General features: G+C 72.2%; 16 protein-coding genes and 1 pseudogene. 9 read left to right on the top strand and 8 right to left on the bottom strand.

Going from position 1 to position 16421, the window contains the following annotated elements:
* Positions 1-83: 83 nt before the first annotated feature.
* Positions 84-1211: a PP2C family protein-serine/threonine phosphatase gene (locus R6Y94_RS28500; RefSeq protein ID WP_318398933.1), complete on the bottom strand. Its 1128-nt coding sequence runs from the start codon at positions 1209-1211 to the stop codon at positions 84-86.
* A gap of 254 nt (positions 1212-1465) precedes the next feature.
* Positions 1466-2104 (bottom strand): septal ring lytic transglycosylase RlpA family protein, encoded by a 639-nt coding sequence (locus R6Y94_RS28495; protein ID WP_318398932.1) that lies wholly within the window; start codon positions 2102-2104, stop codon positions 1466-1468.
* A 187-nt stretch (positions 2105-2291) separates the two neighbouring features.
* On the opposite strand from R6Y94_RS28495, the gene R6Y94_RS28490 reads away from it, so the two are divergent.
* The gene (locus R6Y94_RS28490; RefSeq protein ID WP_318398931.1) at positions 2292-2843 is read left to right on the top strand and encodes a phosphoribosyltransferase family protein; all 552 of its coding nucleotides are present in this window, start codon (positions 2292-2294) and stop codon (positions 2841-2843) included.
* Between the two features lie 79 nt (positions 2844-2922).
* Here R6Y94_RS28490 and R6Y94_RS28485 read toward each other — a convergent pair whose 3' ends face one another.
* The 4 genes from R6Y94_RS28485 to R6Y94_RS28470 all read right to left on the bottom strand — a co-directional run bounded on the left by R6Y94_RS28485 (position 2923) and on the right by R6Y94_RS28470 (position 7526).
* Entirely contained in the window at positions 2923-4062 is a 1140-nt protein-coding gene (locus R6Y94_RS28485; RefSeq protein WP_318398930.1) for a formylglycine-generating enzyme family protein, read from the bottom strand.
* Positions 4063-4067: 5 nt separating this feature from the next.
* Positions 4068-5426 (bottom strand): radical SAM protein, encoded by a 1359-nt coding sequence (locus tag R6Y94_RS28480; protein WP_318398929.1) that lies wholly within the window; start codon positions 5424-5426, stop codon positions 4068-4070.
* 17 nt (positions 5427-5443) lie between these two features.
* Positions 5444-6136 (bottom strand): hypothetical protein, encoded by a 693-nt coding sequence (locus R6Y94_RS28475; RefSeq protein WP_318398928.1) that lies wholly within the window; start codon positions 6134-6136, stop codon positions 5444-5446.
* Between the two features lie 184 nt (positions 6137-6320).
* Complete coding sequence (locus R6Y94_RS28470; protein WP_318398927.1) at positions 6321-7526, bottom strand: transposase; 1206 nt, start codon at positions 7524-7526, stop codon at positions 6321-6323.
* 122 nt (positions 7527-7648) lie between these two features.
* Here R6Y94_RS28470 and R6Y94_RS28465 point away from each other — a divergent pair, with 122 nt between their 5' ends.
* From R6Y94_RS28465 to R6Y94_RS28455, 3 genes are all read left to right on the top strand, one after another.
* Entirely contained in the window at positions 7649-8335 is a 687-nt protein-coding gene (locus tag R6Y94_RS28465) for a response regulator transcription factor (RefSeq protein ID WP_318398926.1), read from the top strand.
* Positions 8336-8364: 29 nt separating this feature from the next.
* Complete coding sequence (locus R6Y94_RS28460; RefSeq protein ID WP_318399081.1) at positions 8365-9450, top strand: HAMP domain-containing sensor histidine kinase; 1086 nt, start codon at positions 8365-8367, stop codon at positions 9448-9450.
* Positions 9451-9845: 395 nt separating this feature from the next.
* Positions 9846-11468: a DUF4173 domain-containing protein gene (locus R6Y94_RS28455; RefSeq protein ID WP_318398925.1), complete on the top strand. Its 1623-nt coding sequence runs from the start codon at positions 9846-9848 to the stop codon at positions 11466-11468.
* Positions 11469-11587: 119 nt separating this feature from the next.
* Here R6Y94_RS28455 and R6Y94_RS28450 read toward each other — a convergent pair whose 3' ends face one another.
* Positions 11588-11875, bottom strand: coding sequence for a hypothetical protein (locus R6Y94_RS28450; RefSeq protein WP_318398924.1), 288 nt, complete (start codon positions 11873-11875; stop codon positions 11588-11590).
* 3 nt (positions 11876-11878) lie between these two features.
* The gene (locus R6Y94_RS28445) at positions 11879-12121 is read right to left on the bottom strand and encodes a hypothetical protein (protein WP_318398923.1); all 243 of its coding nucleotides are present in this window, start codon (positions 12119-12121) and stop codon (positions 11879-11881) included.
* Positions 12122-12458: 337 nt separating this feature from the next.
* Between R6Y94_RS28445 and R6Y94_RS28440 the strand changes: the two genes are divergently transcribed.
* The 5 genes and pseudogenes from R6Y94_RS28440 to R6Y94_RS28420 all read left to right on the top strand — a co-directional run.
* Positions 12459-13235: a helix-turn-helix transcriptional regulator gene (locus R6Y94_RS28440; protein WP_318398922.1), complete on the top strand. Its 777-nt coding sequence runs from the start codon at positions 12459-12461 to the stop codon at positions 13233-13235.
* Complete coding sequence (locus R6Y94_RS28435; RefSeq protein WP_318398921.1) at positions 13222-13416, top strand: DUF397 domain-containing protein; 195 nt, start codon at positions 13222-13224, stop codon at positions 13414-13416. The genes R6Y94_RS28440 and R6Y94_RS28435 overlap by 14 nt, the downstream gene beginning before the upstream one ends.
* Before the next feature lie 172 nt (positions 13417-13588).
* Positions 13589-13996 carry a hypothetical protein gene (locus R6Y94_RS28430; protein ID WP_318399080.1) on the top strand — a complete coding sequence of 136 codons (408 nt, stop codon included), beginning with the start codon at positions 13589-13591 and terminating at the stop codon, positions 13994-13996.
* A gap of 1 nt (position 13997) precedes the next feature.
* A complete protein-coding gene (locus R6Y94_RS28425; protein WP_318398920.1) occupies positions 13998-15641 on the top strand; it encodes a cation acetate symporter in 1644 nt (547 codons plus the stop codon).
* Positions 15642-15730: 89 nt separating this feature from the next.
* Positions 15731-16264 (top strand): annotated as a pseudogene (locus tag R6Y94_RS28420) (flavin reductase family protein); the annotation flags it as partial.
* Positions 16265-16421: the final 157 nt, after the last annotated feature.

Raw genomic sequence — 16421 nt, 5'->3', positions numbered from 1 at the left:
GTGACCCGCACCACAGTGACGGCAACCTGACGACCGGTGCCGGACCGGACGTGCGGCCGCGTCCGCTCACCGGGCCGGGCCGGTCAGCTGTCGGCGGCGCCGACCTCCCAGCTCGGCACCGCCGACGCGGTTGCCGAGTGCGGTCCCGGGTACTCCATCAGGACCAGCGCGATGTCGTCGTCGAGCCGGCCGCGTACCCACTCGACCAGGGCCGTCTCCAGCGAGGCCAGGCCGTCGGCGACCGTGCCGTGCCCGAGCAGCCGCCAGGCCCGGTCCACGGTCGGGAAGAACTCCCCGTCCCGGCGTGCCTCGCCGAGCCCGTCGGTGAAGAGCAGCAGCCGGTCGCCCGGTTCGAGCCGCTCGACCCGGGGCCGGACCACCGGCATGAACCCGAGTGGCGGCGCGGGAGCCGGCGGCTCCATCGGAATCACCTGGCCGCGACGGAGCAGCAGGGGTGCCGGATGACCACAGTTGACGATCGTGAGCGTGCCGCCGCGCTCCTCGACCAGGGCAGCGGTGACGAAGTCCTCGTCGCCGACGTTGCGGGCCACCGCCCGGTCCAGGTCGGCCACGATGGCCCGCAGGTCGGCCCGCTCGTACGCCACGTGCCGGTACGAGCCGAGCACGATGCTGGCCAGCCGGACCGCGTCCAGCCCCTTGCCCCGGACGTCGCCGATGATGATCCGCACTCCGTACGGGGTGTCGATCGCCTCGTACAGGTCGCCGCCGATGTCGGCGGCGGCGGTCGACGAGATGTAGTGCCCGGCCACCGCCAGGCTGCCGACCTGCGGTCCGACCGGCCGCAGCACCGCCTGCTGGGCCACCGAGGCGAGCTTGGACAGCTCGGCGATCCGCTCCGCCTGCCGCTGCCGGATCACCGCGAAGAGCGCCGCGATCGCCGTGGCCAGCACCACGCCGATCAGATTGACCGTGGTGGCCAGCGGCACCACGCGGCCGCCCCAGGCCAGCGAGCCGGCCAGCACGGTGGCGATCACGCCGACCGCGAGTACCACCCGCCAGGAGGCGAACGCGGCGGCCAGGAACGGGGCCGCCGCGACCAGGCCGACATAGTTAACCTTGGATTCGTCCGCGAACTCCACCACGGAGACGAGCGCGAGCAGCACGAGGGCCGCGCCGAGACCGGCGCGGGAACCTTGGCTCAGCGGGCGACGGCCCGGTGGCATCAGTCGCATGGGTACGCGGAACAGCATGCCTGATCGACGACCGCGATTGTACGAAGTTGACTCCTCGTCCGATCGGGTTCTGGCCACCTGGCGCATCCCAGCGGTCCGGACCCGCCGGATCTTGTCGACGGGTCAGCCAACCGTTGCAAGTCGAATGAACATTCTTAGATCACCTATCTCACGTCGCGCACCCGCCCGGTCGCACCGCCGCATCTCGACCGGGACCGGCGCCACCGTCACCGGACCCGCGCCACCTGCCACCGGTACTCCGTGCCCGCCGCTCAGCCGAGGACCTCGTACCGGACGTCGATGGCGCCGAGGCTCAGCGAGGCGATCGCCTCGAAGGAGGCCCGGGACAGGTCGATGCAGCGGCCCTCGATGAACGGGCCCCGGTCGTTGATCCGGACCACCACCGACCGGCCGTTGTCCGGGTTCGTCACCCGGACCCGGGTGTCGAAGGGCAGGGTCTTGTGCGCGGCGGTCAGCGCGTTCGGGTCGAAGGCCTCACCGTTCGCGGTGACCTGCCCCTGGTCGTAGTAGGAGGCGCCGCAGGAGCCGCTCTGCACCACCCGGGCCGGTGGGCTGGTCGCCGGGCGCTTCGTGGCGGGCTTCTTCGCGGTGGTGGTCCGGGTCTGGCTCGGCGAGGGACGGGAACTGGCCCGCGAGGCGCGCTCGGGCGACCGGTCCGGGGTGGGAGTGACCGCGTCCGGGGTGGGCGACGTCGTCACCGGCCCGCTCGGGGTGGCCGGGGTGGTCGCGTCGACCAGGGCGGGCACCGAGGTGGAGTTGGCGGCCGGCTCCGTACCGAGCTTCACCACACCGGCCGCACCCGCGCCGACCAGCGCAACGGCAACCGCACCGGCCGCCACCATGCCGGTTGACCAGTGCGGAATCCGAACTCGGGCATGCTTCCCAGCCACCACACCGTCCTCTCCCAGGAACAACAGAGATCGGGTCGGACCGTAACGAGGGGGGTACTTCGGAAGTCAATGTGATCATCTGCTTTCGCCCGGGTATGGGGTGAAACGTGTAGCCGATCATCCGACCCTGGGTGGGTCGGACGTGCCCGTACCCGGGGCGGGCCGGAGATGCCGCAAGATGGTCTCCGTGCGGGCGGAGCTGAGCAGGCGGCTGGTCGGGGCGTTCCGGTGGACCGACCCGGGGCCGGAGAGCACGCACCTGGTCAGCGACGTGTCCGGCTGGTGGCGGGACCCGGCGATCCTCGCCGGGCTGGGTCCGGCCCTGGCCGAGCCGTTCCGGGCGGACCCGCCCACCGTCGTGGTCGCGCCCGAGGTCACCGGTCTGCTGCTCGGGCCGCTGGTGGCGACCACGCTGGGCGCCGGCTTCGTCCCGGCGTACAAGAACACCGGCGAGCGGCGGATCGCGGAGCCGACCACCTGGGCGTGGACCGGTTCCGACTACCGGGGCCGCCGGCTGGCTCTCGGGGTACGGGACCGGCACCTGGGGCCCGGGGACCGGGTACTGGTGGTGGACGACTGGGTGGCCAGCGGCGCCCAGGTACGCGCCCTGCACGAGATCGCCGCCCGGCGCGGAGCCACCGTCCTCGGCACGACGTGCCTGGTCGCCGAGGCCGCACCGGAGGTGGTGGCGGAACTCCGGCTCGACAGCCTGCTGACCCCGGCCGACCTCGACCCCTGACCGCCCCGCCCGCTTTCGGCGTCGACCGTCCGCCGGCAGCGACGACGTCCCGCACCTGCGGTCCCGGCCGGCGCAGCTGTCAGGCGTCGGGTGCCGGGCGTTCCGTGCGGCAGAGCCGGAAGCCGATGTTCGGGGCGAAGTGGTCACCCCAGTCGCCGTCCCGCCAGCTCGTCGAGGCGCGGGACATCCGGAACGAGACGCTGACCGCGCCGGCACAGTCCGCCCAGGAACCGCCGCGCAGCACCCGCTGCTCCCCGTCGACCGGTCCGGTCGGATTGTCCACCGGGCTCTGCAGGTAGTACTCGGCGTCGTACCAGTCGGCGGTCCACTCCCAGACCGAGCCGGCCATTCCGTACAGGCCGTAGCCGTTGGGCGGGAGCCGGCGCGTCGGCAGGATCGACAACTCGTCGAACCGGTCGAAGTCGCACCGCTGCGGCGTCGGCGGCTCGTCCCCCCACGGATAGCGGCGGCCGACCAGGCCACCCCGGGCCGCCCGCTCCCACTCGGCCTCGGTGGGCAGCCGGTAACGGATCGCCGCCGTCGAGATCCGCTCGCCGAGCTCCTCGGCCTCCTGCGCGGCGACGCAGACCATCGGCTTGTGGTCGTACCCCCACGGCCGGCCCGGGTCCGCCCGGGGCGGTACGCCGAAGACAGACGCCGGGTCGACCGGCTCGCCGCCCCGGGTCAGCGCCATCCGGGGATGGTGCGCGTGCCAGTCGATCGCCCGGGTGGTCTCGTCCTCGCAATATTGCAGGCGGATCCGGTTCGCCCCGTCCAGCACGAACCACCCGCCCCGGTCGATCGTGGCAGCCTCGGCACCGTCCTCCGGCGGGCGTCCGTCCGGCGGCGGCCGCCAACCCATCAACCGGCAGTACGCCGACCAGCTCACCGGAGTCTCGGAGAGCCAGTAGCCGTCCAGCCGCACCCGGTGCACCGGCCACTCGTCCGGGTCGGCCGTGTCCGAGCCCATCAGGAAGGTGCCGGCCGGGACGTACCGGAAGGTCAGGCCGTGCTCCTCGACGGCCAACCGGTCCAGCAGCTCGCGGCGCGCCCCGGCCAGGTCGGCGTCACCCGGGTCCAGCGCGTACGCCCGGTCGTAGACCGCCGCCGCGGCCCGCAACTCGCCGACCCGGACCAGCTTGCGGGCCAGCCGGCACAGCCGGACCGGACCGCCGGTCGCCGCCCGCTCGGCGCGCAGCCACTCCTCGGTCGCACCCACGGCGGTCACCCCCCGCAGCCCGGACGGCTCCGACCGGCCCCCGCCGACACGTCCAGTACGACCAGCGGGTTGCGGACCCGATCCGGCGACCGCCGTTCCAGCGCCACCTGGCCCTCGATCCACGGGTCCGGTGCGTTCACCGAGCCGTTCAGCACCAGGGCCCGGGCCCGGCAGCCGCCGCCGAAGGTGGCGGTCCCGCCCCGCGTACTGGCCGGCTCGGTGTGCGGCAGCGCCCGGATCGCCCGGAAACCGGTGCTGTGCCGCCAGATGTCGGCCAGCGACCGGTCCCGGACGTTCGCCGCGACGAACCGGGGGCCGAGGAAGCTGCACGGGTTGACGTCGCCGGATACGGAGACCGAGCAGACCAGGTTGCCGGCCCCGCAGCCGTAGTTCTGCTGGATCACCGACTGCGCCTCCCGCCGGGTCTGGGGGCCGAACGGGTCGATCTGGCGCAGCTCCATCCGGTCGTCGTCCATCCGGGCCAGGGTGTTCAACGCGGTGTTGTACTCCGCGAAGCTCGGCATCAGCTCCAGGTGCCGCTGTGCCACCCCGACCGGGTAGAGCGGCCGGAACACCGCCGTGTCCGCGCCCACCTCGCGGGCGAGCCGGGCGCACGCCTCGACCTCCTCGACGTTCGACCGCATGATGGTGAAGGCCAGCGTGAACCGGGCGTACCGGCGGAGCACCGCCAGCCGGTCGAGCACCTTCGCGAAGGTACCGGCACCGCGTACCCGGTCGTTGGTCTCGGCCGTGGCGCCCTCCAGGCTGACGTTGAGCCAGACCAGTTCCCGCCGGCCGAACTCCCGGGCGATCTCCTCGGTGACCAGCAGCCCGTTGGTGGTGACGCAGGGCGCGAGCCCGTGTGCGGTGGCGAGGTCGATGATCTGGAAGAGATCCTTGCGGAGCAGCGGCTCGCCACCGGTCAGCCCGAGCCGGAAGCTGCCGAGGCTGGCCATCTCGGCGAAGAGCCGGTCGATCTCGGCCAGGCTCAACCGCTGCTCCCGGCGGGGCAGGTCACCGGCGAAGCAGTGCGTACAGCTCAGGTTGCAGGCCGAGACGACCTCCAGGTGTACCGCGAGCGGCCCGGCCAGATGGTCGGCCGGCGGCTCCGGACCGTCGAGTACGACCCCGGCGAACCGGTGCCGCACCGTGAAGAAGCCCAGCTCGTAGAAGTGCTCGTAGAAGCGGAGCATCCGCATCCGCTGCCCGTCGTCGGTGACCTCCGACAGGATCTCGCCGATCGACCGGCCGATCAGCCGACGCAGCAGGGCGGTCGCCTCGGCGTCGAACGGCAGGTACCGCGAGGTGCGGCGGTCGAAGACCAGGCTGCCGAAGTACTCGGGAATCAGCACCAGCGGGGGCACCCGACCTCCTCCGTCCGTCACCGTGCCACCCCGCCGTCGACGGAACCGTCAGTCACGCCGTCGACGGAGGCGTCAGTCACGCCGTCCGGGGAGAGCCGGAAGGTCTTGCGTATCCAGATCGGTCCGGGGCCGACGGGCACGCCCAGCCCCACCGCGCCCAGCTCACCGAGCCGCCGGACCTGGTAGCCGGCCTGGTCCCAGCCGGTCCCCTCCGGCGGGCGATGCTCGGCACGGAGTTCCATCGGTGCCCAGCCGGTGTCGTCGAAGCCCGGCCGGGTCCAGCCGTCGTCCGCCGGCTCGGTCGGCGACCACCGCCACGTGTCATCCACACTGGACAGAACCGAGGTCTCACCGGCCTGCTCCGGGGTCGATCCGACGTACGGGTCGCCGGCCGGACGGTGCACCGCGGCGAACATCAGCGCGATGTACGCGGGGTCGACCTCGGTGACGGTACAGGCCAGGACGTGTTCGCCGTACGGGACGACGGGACGGGCCGAGGGCGGTTCCGCGCCGTCGAGCAGCAGCCGGTGTTCCCCGGCGGCGTAGAGCTGGATCCGCAGCGGCAACCCGGCGAGCGGGTCACGCCAGCGGAGCACCACGCCACCGCAGCCGGCCGGCACCTCGCAGTGCCCGTGCTCCTCCAGGATGAACAGCGGGGACTCCTTGGCGTACCTCGACACCGAGTTGAGCTTCAGTTCCCGGTCCGGCATGCCCACCTCCCGTCCGGGCGTCCTCAAGGCGGCCCAACCTATCGCAGCCGTGCCATCCCCGGGACGTACCTTCCGGCCACCGTTTTCCCCTGGTCGGACGGTTATCCACAGGGCGGCGCTGTTCTGCACAGGTTGTTCACAACGTGATCCACGTTCCCGCACGCAGGCTTTCTACAGTCAGGGCTTAACGCTTCCCCGTGGCTGGAAGCCGGGGGATTTCTGGCTCGGACCGCACCCGACCACCATCGCGGAAGGAGGTGATCGCATGTCTCACGTCGTCGGCACCAGCACGGCCGCGTTCTGCCGTGGCGAGGATCGTCCTCGCGGCGTTCCGGTCCCGACACGCGGTGTACCCGCAGATGTCGCACCGGAAGACTCCGACACCCAGCCCGAGGCGGTACTTGGCTCTCGTACCGCACTGCGAGCAGGTCATCGTGGTAAAGGCGGGCGGCACCAACACCACCCTCCGGCCCGCCCGCAAGCCACGGTCAACCAGTTCCCGCTTCGCCGCCCCGATCGCCGCATCAGCAGCCTTACCCGCCATCCGGGACCTGGCCAGGAACGTCGGCTTGAAATCCTCAACGGCGATCGTCGCGTGGTTGTCGACGATCTTCTTCGCCCAGACGCGGGCGTCGTGGATGTTCTGCCGCGCCGCCTTCCTGGCCAGCTTCGCCGCCTGCCGCTTGGCCCGCAGGTAGCCGCTCGACGACTTCACACCCCTTGGGCGCCGAGGGCGGGCCATCCGGCGCTGGAGTTTGGCGAGTTCGGCGGCACACCGTTTCCGGTGGGCGAGATACGGCAAGTCGTAGGCCGGGTCGGTGGTCGTGGCGGTCGTGATGACACCCCAGTCGACACCGATCGCACCTTCGACGTCGGGCGCGGGCGTGGTGTCGCGGCGCACGACGAAGGAGGCGTACCAGTGCCCGATCGTGTCCTGGTAGACGCGGACGCTGGTCGGATCGGACGGCAGCTCACGGGACCAGACGACCGGAATGGTGACGCCGCCGGGCAGCCGCAGCCGACGGTCGCGGATCGAGAACCCACGCCTGGTGTATTCCAGGCTGGGCAGGGCGTCCTTACGCCGCTTCGGTCTCGGCCTCCCTCGACCCTTCACGTTGAAGGAGTGCTGGAGGGCCAGAGCGTAGGTACGCAACGTCTGCTGCTGGACGACCTGGGACCCGTCCCGCAACCACGACGACCGGGCCCGCGCCTCGGTCAACAACTTCGACAGCTTGCAGAAGGTGGGTTTACGGCCGGTCCTGTGCTGGTGGACGGCCTCGTTCCACAGCCAGCGACACCGCCCCCACTCGGCCAGCAGCGCGGCCTTCGCGGTCGCGCCGGGACGCAACCGGTAGGTGTACCGCACCGTCTCGCCCACATCGGCAACCATCTCGGCCGCATCCGACAGTTTTGGCCCCGCAGAGGAGTCGACGCCATGCCGAAAACCAACACAACGCCGGACCGCCCTTTCCTCCCCATGGCTAAAGCCAGGGGTTTCTCGGGCGGCTCTTGATGACGGAACGCCGGATCCTGGTCGTGGAGGACGAGCGCACCATCGCCGAGTCGGTGGCCGCCCGGCTGCGTGCCGAGGGCTTCGTAGTGGAGATCGCGCGGGACGGGCCGGGCGCCGTCGAGGCGTTCCGGAGCGGCCGGCCGGAGCTGGTAGTCCTCGACGTGATGCTGCCCGGCTTCGACGGCCTGGAGGTGTGCCGGCGGATCCAGGCCGACCGGCCCGTCCCGGTGCTGATGCTGACGGCCCGGGACGACGAGACGGACCTGCTGGTCGGGCTCGCCGTCGGTGCCGACGACTACCTCACCAAGCCGTTCTCGCTGCGCGAACTCGCCGCCCGGGTGCACGCGCTGCTGCGCCGGGTCGACCGCGCCACGGCCGCGGCGCGCAACGGCGTGGAGATCCTCCGGATCGGGAGCCTCGAAATCAACCAGGCCGAGCGGCGGGTCCGCCGCGACGGGGTCGAGGCGCACCTGACCCCGACCGAGTTCGACCTGCTGACGCACTTCGCCAACCGGCCCCGGATGGTACTGCCCCGGGAACGGCTGCTCGCCGACGTCTGGGGCTGGGCCGACAGCTCGGGTACCCGCACCGTCGACAGCCACGTCAAAGCCCTGCGCCGCAAACTCGGCGCCGATCTGATCCGCACCGTGCACGGTGTCGGCTACGCGTTGGAGGTACGGCCGTGACGAGCTTCTGGACCACCGTCAACCGGACGATGGACGTACTGCCCCGACCGCTGGACCCGATCTGGTCGATCAAGCTGAAGCTCGGCATCCTGATCGTCGGTTCGGGTGCCGCCGGGATGACCGTGTTCATCCTCGGCATCGGCTGGTTGCCGCCCTGGACCACCGGGACGGCCATCGGGCTGGCGCTGCTCACCTCGCAGGTGCTGGCCCACGGGATGACCTCGCCGCTGCGCGAGATGACGGCGGCGGCCCGGGCGATGGCCAGGGGCGACTACACCCGGCAGGTCCGGGCCAGTTCCCGGGACGAGGTCGGCACGCTGGCCGCCGCGTTCAACCAGATGGCCGGAGACCTGGCCGAGGCCGACCGGCGCCGCCGGGAGCTGATCGCGAACGTGTCGCACGAGCTGCGTACCCCGATCACCGCCCTACAGGGCTTGCTGGAGAACATCGTCGACGGGGTGGCGGAGCCGGACCTGCCGACGCTGCGGGTCGCGCTGGCCCAGACCGAGCGGCTCGGGCACCTGGTCGCCGACCTGCTCGACCTCTCCCGGCTGGACGCGGGGGTGCTGCCGCTGCGCCGGCAGAACATCGACGTGGCGGAGTTCCTGGACGAGGTGGTCCAACAGGCCAGGGTCACCGCGGCCGGCGCCGGGCGCGACGTCCGGTTCGAGGTACGCCAGCAGTCCGCGGAGCTGACCGTGCAGGCGGATCCCCGACGGCTGCACCAGGTCTTCGCCAACCTGCTGGACAACGCCGCCCGGCACAGTCCGCCCGCCGGCACCGTACTGGTCGCCGCGCAGCGGGTCGGCGACGAGCTGCGGTTCGAGGTGACCGACGAGGGCGAGGGAATTCCGGCCCGGCTTCGGCCGGAGGTGTTCGAGCGCTTCACCCGGGGCGAGCGGACCAGCGACGGCGGCACCGGGCTCGGCCTGGCGATCGCGCACTGGGTGGTGGATCTGCACGGCGGCAGCATCGCCGTCGCCGACCGTCCCCTGGTCGAGCCCGGTCCGGCAAACCGCGCGAACCGTCCGGTCGGCTGCCAGATCCGGGTCAGCCTGCCGGTGGTGGCGCCCGCTGCCGGCGACCACTCCGCCGTCCTGGTAGAACAGCGCTGAACGAGGTGGAACCGAGGATGAACGACCAGCCGACCGGGCCCACGAACGCACCGACCCGGCAGGGGCAGCCGGACGTGGCGGCGGCCAGCACCGGCACAGCACCGACACCTACACCGACGGCTACTCCGACCATGGCGGCGGCGCCCGAACCGACCCCGGCCACGACAACGACCGCATCGACGCCCGGACCGACCCCGGGCAGGACGACGGCACCGGCTCCGAGGCAGAGGGCGGTCCCTTCACCGGGGTCGCCCGCGCCCGGTACCTGGGCAGCGCCGGGGTGGGCGCCCCCACCGCCCCCGCCCTCCTGGATCGCGACCCGCTGGCCCGGACCGGCCGGCGGTCCGACCCGGCCGGTACTGGTCGGAGTTGCCGCGTCGGCGGCCGTCGCCGCGGTGAGCCTCCCGCTGACCCGGCCCGGGATCGGCTGGCTGGTCGCCGGAGTCGCCGGAGCGGCGGCGCTGGTCACCGCCGCCTGGCCCGTCGCGGGTACCGCGAGCACCTCCGACGCCGTTCACCCGACCAGCCACCCCGCCCCCGGCCGACCGGCGAACACCCCCGGGTCCGCCGCCCCGGCGAGCAACGGCCCCACCCACCCGGCGTCCACCCCGCCCCAAGCAGCAACAGCCGCACCGCCCCCACCAGCCACCGCCACACCGCCCCCAGCAGAAACGGCGGCACGGTTCGACGGGACGGCGGCACCGGCCGGGGCGGCGGGTCGGCCGGTCGGTGGATGGCGACGGATCGGGTGGGCCCGGCCGTTCTGGGCCGCCACCACCGTCGCGCTGCTCGGCGTCGGCACGATCCGGGCGGCGGGCTGGCTCTTCGTCCTCTGCGTGCTCACCGCGGCGGTCACCGCGACGCTGACCCTCGCCGACGGCCGGTCGGTACGCGCGATGCTGCTCTCCGCCCTGGTACCACCGGCAGCCCTGGTCCGGTCGGTGCCGTGGCTGGTCAAGGGGCTGGCCCGGTCGCCGCGCTCAGGCCGGGGACCGGCGGTCGGCCGTACCCTGGTCAGCGTCCTGGTCTCGGTCGGCCTGCTGCTGGTCTTCGGCCTGCTGTTCTCCTCCGCCGACGCGGCCTTCGCCGGGCTGGTGGACCGGCTCCTTCCCGAGCTGTCGGTTTCCACCGGACTCCGCTGGGTGTTCGTGTTCGGGACGGTCGGCGCGGCGCTGCTCGGCGCCGCGTACGTGCTCGCGGCGCCGCCGGACCTGACCGGTCTGTCGTCCGGCCCGAGCCGGCGACGTCTGCGCCGGGCCGAGTGGATCCTGCCGGTCGGGCTGCTCGACGTGCTCTTCACCGGCTTCGTGGCAGTCCAGGTCACCACCCTCTTCGGCGGCTCCGACCACGTACTGCGGACCGCCGGCCTCACCTACGCCGAGTATGCCCGGCGCGGCTTCTGGCAACTGCTCGCCGTCTCCCTGCTCACCCTGCTGGTGATCGGTGCTGCCGCCCGCTGGGCGCCCCGGGAGAGCCGGGCCGACCGAGCCCTGATCCGAATCCTGCTCGGCGGGCTCACCCTGCTCAGCCTGGTGGTGGTGGCCTCGGCGCTGTTCCGGATGCAGGTCTACGCCGACGCGTACGGCGCGACCCGGCTCCGGCTGCTGGTCGCCGTCTGCGAGGGGTGGCTGGGGCTGGTCTTCGTGTTGATCGCGGTGGCCGGGGTACGGCTGGCCGCCCGCTGGCTGCCCGGGATGGCGATCGGTACGGCGGTGGTCGCGCTGCTCGCCCTGGCGGTGGCGAACCCGGACCGGCTGATCGCCGAGCACAACGTCGACCGGTACTGGCAGAGCGGCCAGATCGACGTCGCCTACCTGTCCGGGCTCTCCGCCGACGCGGTACCGGCGCTCGACCGGCTGCCGGATTCGCTGCGCGACTGCGCGCTGTGGAGCCTGGCGGCCGGTTCCCGACCAGACGACTGGCGGGAGACCAATCTCGCCCGGATCGAGGCCCGGCGGATTCTGGCCGAACGCCCGGCGACCAGCCGAAGGTTCTGCCCAACCCGATCCGGATGGTGACCTGACCCAGCCCTGACAACGACTTCACTTTCCCGCGCAGGATGCCCACCCCGGGCCGCCACCGTTATGGGGGACGAACTGGCGGCCCGGGGCAGGTGTTGGGTGATGAGGCACGTTCGTCATCGCTGGCGCGGTACCCAGTAGAGGATCTGGCCGACGATCAGCGCGGGATGCCGGTCGGGTAACGCCTCCAGTGCGCGGGGAAGGTGCGCGGCGAGGTACATCATCAGCCCCACCCGGTTACCGTCGAAGCCGATCAGCAGTGACAGGCGGGCGTGTGGGCAGGGCCAGTCCTGCTCGCACTCCACACAGGCATACGTGGCTCCGGGGAGATGCTGGCCGATCTGGCGCTCAAGCCGGCGCCGCCGGGCGATGTGCCGATCCCAACGCGCCCACGGCCCGATCACTGGTCAGACCCGCTCGCTGTGCCGGGAACGGTGTTCCTGGGCGGGCGTCAGGCTTCCCGCGCGGCCGTTGAAGAGGTACACACGAGTGGGCGCGTTCCACATCGGACGCCGGTTGGTCGGCCGGGCGGGTGTGTGGTTGCGGGCAGAGTTGGCCTGGGCAATCACCGTGTCGGTGACTGCGGCGCGGACGGTCCGGCGGAACTCGGCGCGGGACAGCGACGGTACGGGCGCCGGCTGGTAGGGCATCGGCACCAGCTCGACCGCGTCCGGGCATGTCCAGCGCCAGCCGCACCGGCAATAGCGCCAGAGACGACGCCAGTCCCGGCGATGTGCCGGACGCGGTCTGCGAAACAGTTTCACGATGGTGCCTCCCGTCGGCGGAATGGGACGGGGGCGCTGCCAGGCTCCGACACACAGGCAACGCCCCCGTTTTGGCACCCCACCCGGTCAAGTGTGAATCCTGCGGGACGCCCGGACGGGGTGCTTGAAATCCACCGTGGACTAGGACCCGGGTGGAGCGGAAGATGAATGAACGAGAGTCCTAATGGAGCTTTGCTAGCCGATCTGGAGTCGGGTGGACTACATGAGCGATCTACGGAAAATCCTCAGAGAACAGCGGGCACAGGCTGCTCTGACCCGTGACCAGGTCGGCGCGGCCGTCGGTCTCAGCGGCGCCTCAATCGCGTCATTCGAGCAGGGCCGGATGATTCCCCAGCCGGACACGGCGAGGCTCCTGGACGAGCTGTTCAAGACCGGCGAGAAAGTCCGGCGGGCCGTCAACGAGGCCCGAGAAGACTCCCGGCCGCCGTGGCTGCGCCCCTGGACGGATCATGAGCAGCGTGCGACCCTGCTCAGGTGGTGGGAGCCGCTGCTAATGCCGGGCTTGCTCCAGATCGAAGAGTACGCGCGGGCCGTCCTACGCGGTGGCTGGGTGGTAGACGACGCGGTTGACCGGACCATTCAGGTTCGCCACGACAGGCAGGCCGCAACCGTTAACAGGCCCGTACCTCCGGCCCTGACGGCCATCATCGGCGAGTTTGCCCTGATGTGTGCACCGCCCGAAATAGGCCGTGAGCAGCTAAAGCACTTGCTCGAAATCAGCCACCGACCGAGAGTGCAGGTGCTGGTCGTGCCCCGGTCCGCCGGTCTACATGGTGGCTTGCAAGGTGCGTTCGTGCTGGCCTCGCTCCCGGCAAGGGGCCGCGCCGGCTACGTGGACGACCAGCTTCGGGGGCGGGTGGTGACGGATGGGGGAGACTTGGACCAGTTGGAAGTATCGTGGGAGATCGTCGCCGGCCTTGCTCTGCCGGTGCAGCCGTCGATAGACCTTATAGCGAAAGCGATCAATGACCATGACTGACCTCACGCCCCGGTGGCGCAAGAGCACCCGCAGTGGGTCCAACCAGGGTGCTTGCGTCGAAGTGGCCGACAATCTTCCCGGCCGGGTGCTGGTCCGGGACACCAAGGACCGGGACGGCGGCACGCTGACCTTCGAGCCAGCCGCTTGGCAGGCGTTCGTCAGCCTCGCCAGGCAGCACTGACCGCAGCACCCCACAGGGCTTTCGGCGTCGTGCCGGGCCCTTGCTTCGACGAGCTGAAGGTGTACCGGCGGATCCAGGCCGACCGACCGCCGGCCAACCAGACGGTCTGCCCGGCGCAGCCCCGAAGGTGACTTGACATTCCCGGCCAGCCGGTGAGACTGCCGGGGTGGCCATCCCCATCGATCGGCAACCGGAGCCGGGGCCGCCCGGAGCGCCCCGCCGGACCCGGGTGGTGCTGGCCGAGGTGGTCCGCGGCGGCAACGGCGCCGAGCGGACCAGGGCCGAGCTGACCCAGCAGACCCAGGTCGGCGAGGCCCTGCTCCGGGGACTGATCCGCGCCCAGCTCGCCCTCGCGCTGCGGCTGTCGCTGGTGGTCGGGATCGGGCTCGGCGGCCTGCCGCTGCTCTTCGCGATCGCCCCGGAGATCGGCGCGGCGAAGCTGTTCGGGGTCAACCTGCCCTGGCTGCTGCTCGGGGTGGCCGCCTTCCCGTTCCTGGTCGCGGTCGGCTGGGCGTACGTGCACCTGGCCGAGCGCAACGAGCAGGACTTCACCGACGTGGTCCAGCGGCCGGAGCGCTGAGGTGGGCAACGTCTACACCGTGCCGGCGATCATCGTGGTCACCCTGGTCACGGTCGCGATCGGCTTCTACGGGCTGACCCTGGCCCGGACCACCTCGGACTTCCTGGTGGCGTCCCGGATGGTCAGCCCGACCTGGAACGCGGCGGCGATCGGTGGGGAATACCTCTCCGCCGCCTCGTTCCTCGGCATCGCCGGCCTGATCCTCAAGTACGGCGTGGACGTGCTCTGGTATCCGGTCGGTTTCGCCGCCGGCTATCTGGCGCTGCTGCTCTTCGTGGCCGCGCCGCTGCGCCGCTCCGGAGCGTTCACCCTGCCCGACTTCTGCGAGCTGCGGCTCGGCTCGCGACGGCTGCGCAAACTCGCCACCGCCTTCGTCGTCTTCATCGGGTGGCTCTACCTGGTGCCGCAGTTGCAGGGGGCCGGGCTGACCCTGACCACGGTCGCCGGTGGACCGTACGAGCTGGGTGCGCTGCTGGTCGGTGCGGTGGTCACCGCCAACGTCGCGTTGGGCGGGATGCGGGCGGTCACCTTCGTGCAGGCGTTCCAGTACTGGCTCAAGCTGACCGCGCTGGCCGTACCCGCGATCTTCCTGGTGTTGCAGTGGCAGGCGGACGCCCGACCGCCGGTCACCCCGGTCGGTGGTCCGGTCTTCGCGGCCGCGACCACCGTCGTGGTCGAGGAGCCGGCGAAGCTCACCCTGCCGGACGGCTCCTCCCGGGAGGTACGCCCCGGCGAGGAGCTGTCGTTCGCGGCCGGCGACCCGGTGCCGGAGATCTCCAGCGTGGCCGCCGCCCGGGGGGCGGACTGGCTGCTGCCGAGCATGGCCGGCAACGACGACCGGGGGCTCTTCGCCACCTACTCGCTGATCCTGGCGACCTTCCTCGGCACGATGGGGCTGCCGCACGTACTCGTGCGGTTCTACACGAATCCGGACGGCGCGGCGGCCCGGCGTACCACCCTGGTGGTGCTGGCCCTGGTCGGCGCCTTCTACCTGTTCCCCACCCTGTACGGCGTGCTCGGCCGGATCTACACCCCGCAACTGTTGCTGACCGGGCGGACCGACGCGGCGGTGGTACTGCTGCCCGGTGCGGCGCTCGGCGACGGCCTGACCGGGCAGTTGCTGGCCGCGCTGGTCGCCGCCGGAGCGTTCGCCGCCTTCCTCTCCACCTCCTCCGGCCTGCTCACCAGCGTGGCCGGGGTGCTCTCCACCGACGTGCTCGGCCGCGGCTCGGTACGCGACTTCCGGCTGGCCACGGTGGTCGGCGGGCTGGTGCCGATGGTGCTGGCGCTGAACGTCTCCGGGTTGGACGTGTCCCAGGTCGTCGGGCTGGCCTTCGCGGTCGCCGCGTCGAGCTTCTGCCCGCTGCTGGTGCTCGGCATCTGGTGGCGCGGCCTGACCGACGCCGGGGCGGCGGCCGGGATCCTGGCCGGCGGGGGTGCGGCGGTCGGTGCGGTGCTCTTCACCGTGGTCGGGCCGGAATTGGCCGGCTGGCCGGCCGTCCTGATCGCCCAGCCGGCCGCCTGGACCGTGCCGCTGGCCTTCACCGTGATGGTCACCGTCTCCTGGGCCACCCGGCGCCGGGCCCCGACCGACGTCGCCGCGACGATGCTGCGGCTGCACGCCCCGGAGGCGCTCCGCCTCTGAACCTGTATGTCCGCTTGCCGGAAGGTCCCGGTGCCGACCGCCAACCCGATCCGGGCCGGCACAATGGTGCGGTGAGCCGAGCCGAGCCGCCGGGCGGGCAGATCCACCACACCGACCCGTTCGCCACCCCGGAGCGGGACCGCTCCCCGGTGCGCCGGCTGCGCGGCCGGCTACCCGCGCCGGTGACGCTCTGGACGGCGTACGCGTCGACGGATGGCGGCCCGGCCGGGCTGACCGTCTCGTCCACGCTGGTCGCGGACGGCGAACCGGGTCGGCTGCTCGGACTGGTCGATGAGGAGTCGGAGCTGTGGGCGGCGGCGTCCGCCAGCGGGCGGTTCGCGGTCACCCTGCTCGGCCCGGCGCACCGGCAGCTCGCCGACCGGTTCGCCGGGCTGTTCCCGGCCCCGGGCGGGCTCTTCGCCACCGGCGAGTGGACGCCCTCGCCGTACGGGCCGGTGCCGGGCGGGGCCGGGATCGGCGGCTGGGCCGGCTGCCGGCTGGACGGCGCCCGGGAGTACGGCTGGGCGCTGCTGGTCGAGGCCACCATCGAGACGGTCGAGTTGGCGGGTACGGCGGCACCGCTGCTGCACCACCGCGGGCGCTACCGCGAGCTGGCCGACTAGCGACGCTCGCCCCGGCGGGGACAGGGGCGAGCGGCCGGCCGTCGCCAGGATCGGCCGCTGTCGCCAAGCGGCGTGACCGGGGTCACTGGGCGCAGCCACCGGCCCGTTCGGCGCAGCCGGCGACCGGGCTCCGGATCACTGCTTTCCGATATCCGGA

This window comes from Plantactinospora sp. KLBMP9567 (genome assembly GCF_033446045.1).
In the GTDB taxonomy this organism is placed as follows: Bacteria; Actinomycetota; Actinomycetes; order Mycobacteriales; family Micromonosporaceae; genus Plantactinospora.
Note: the sequence above shows the minus strand (reverse complement) of the source record. Positions and strands in the feature narration are given on the sequence as shown.

Bases quoted from the DNA above. Each gene is read 5' to 3' on its own strand.
- R6Y94_RS28435 (WP_318398921.1), top strand. From the start codon at position 13,222: ATGACCATGACTGACCTCACGCCCCGGTGGCGCAAGAGCACCCGCAGT.
- R6Y94_RS28470 (WP_318398927.1), bottom strand. From the start codon at position 7,526: ATGGTTGCCGATGTGGGCGAGACGGTGCGGTACACCTACCGGTTGCGT.
- R6Y94_RS28445 (WP_318398923.1), bottom strand. From the start codon at position 12,121: ATGCCCTACCAGCCGGCGCCCGTACCGTCGCTGTCCCGCGCCGAGTTC.
- R6Y94_RS28465 (WP_318398926.1), top strand. From the start codon at position 7,649: ATGACGGAACGCCGGATCCTGGTCGTGGAGGACGAGCGCACCATCGCC.
- R6Y94_RS28500 (WP_318398933.1), bottom strand. From the start codon at position 1,211: ATGCTGTTCCGCGTACCCATGCGACTGATGCCACCGGGCCGTCGCCCG.
- R6Y94_RS28440 (WP_318398922.1), top strand. From the start codon at position 12,459: ATGAGCGATCTACGGAAAATCCTCAGAGAACAGCGGGCACAGGCTGCT.
- R6Y94_RS28475 (WP_318398928.1), bottom strand. From the start codon at position 6,136: ATGCCGGACCGGGAACTGAAGCTCAACTCGGTGTCGAGGTACGCCAAG.
- R6Y94_RS28460 (WP_318399081.1), top strand. From the start codon at position 8,365: ATGGACGTACTGCCCCGACCGCTGGACCCGATCTGGTCGATCAAGCTG.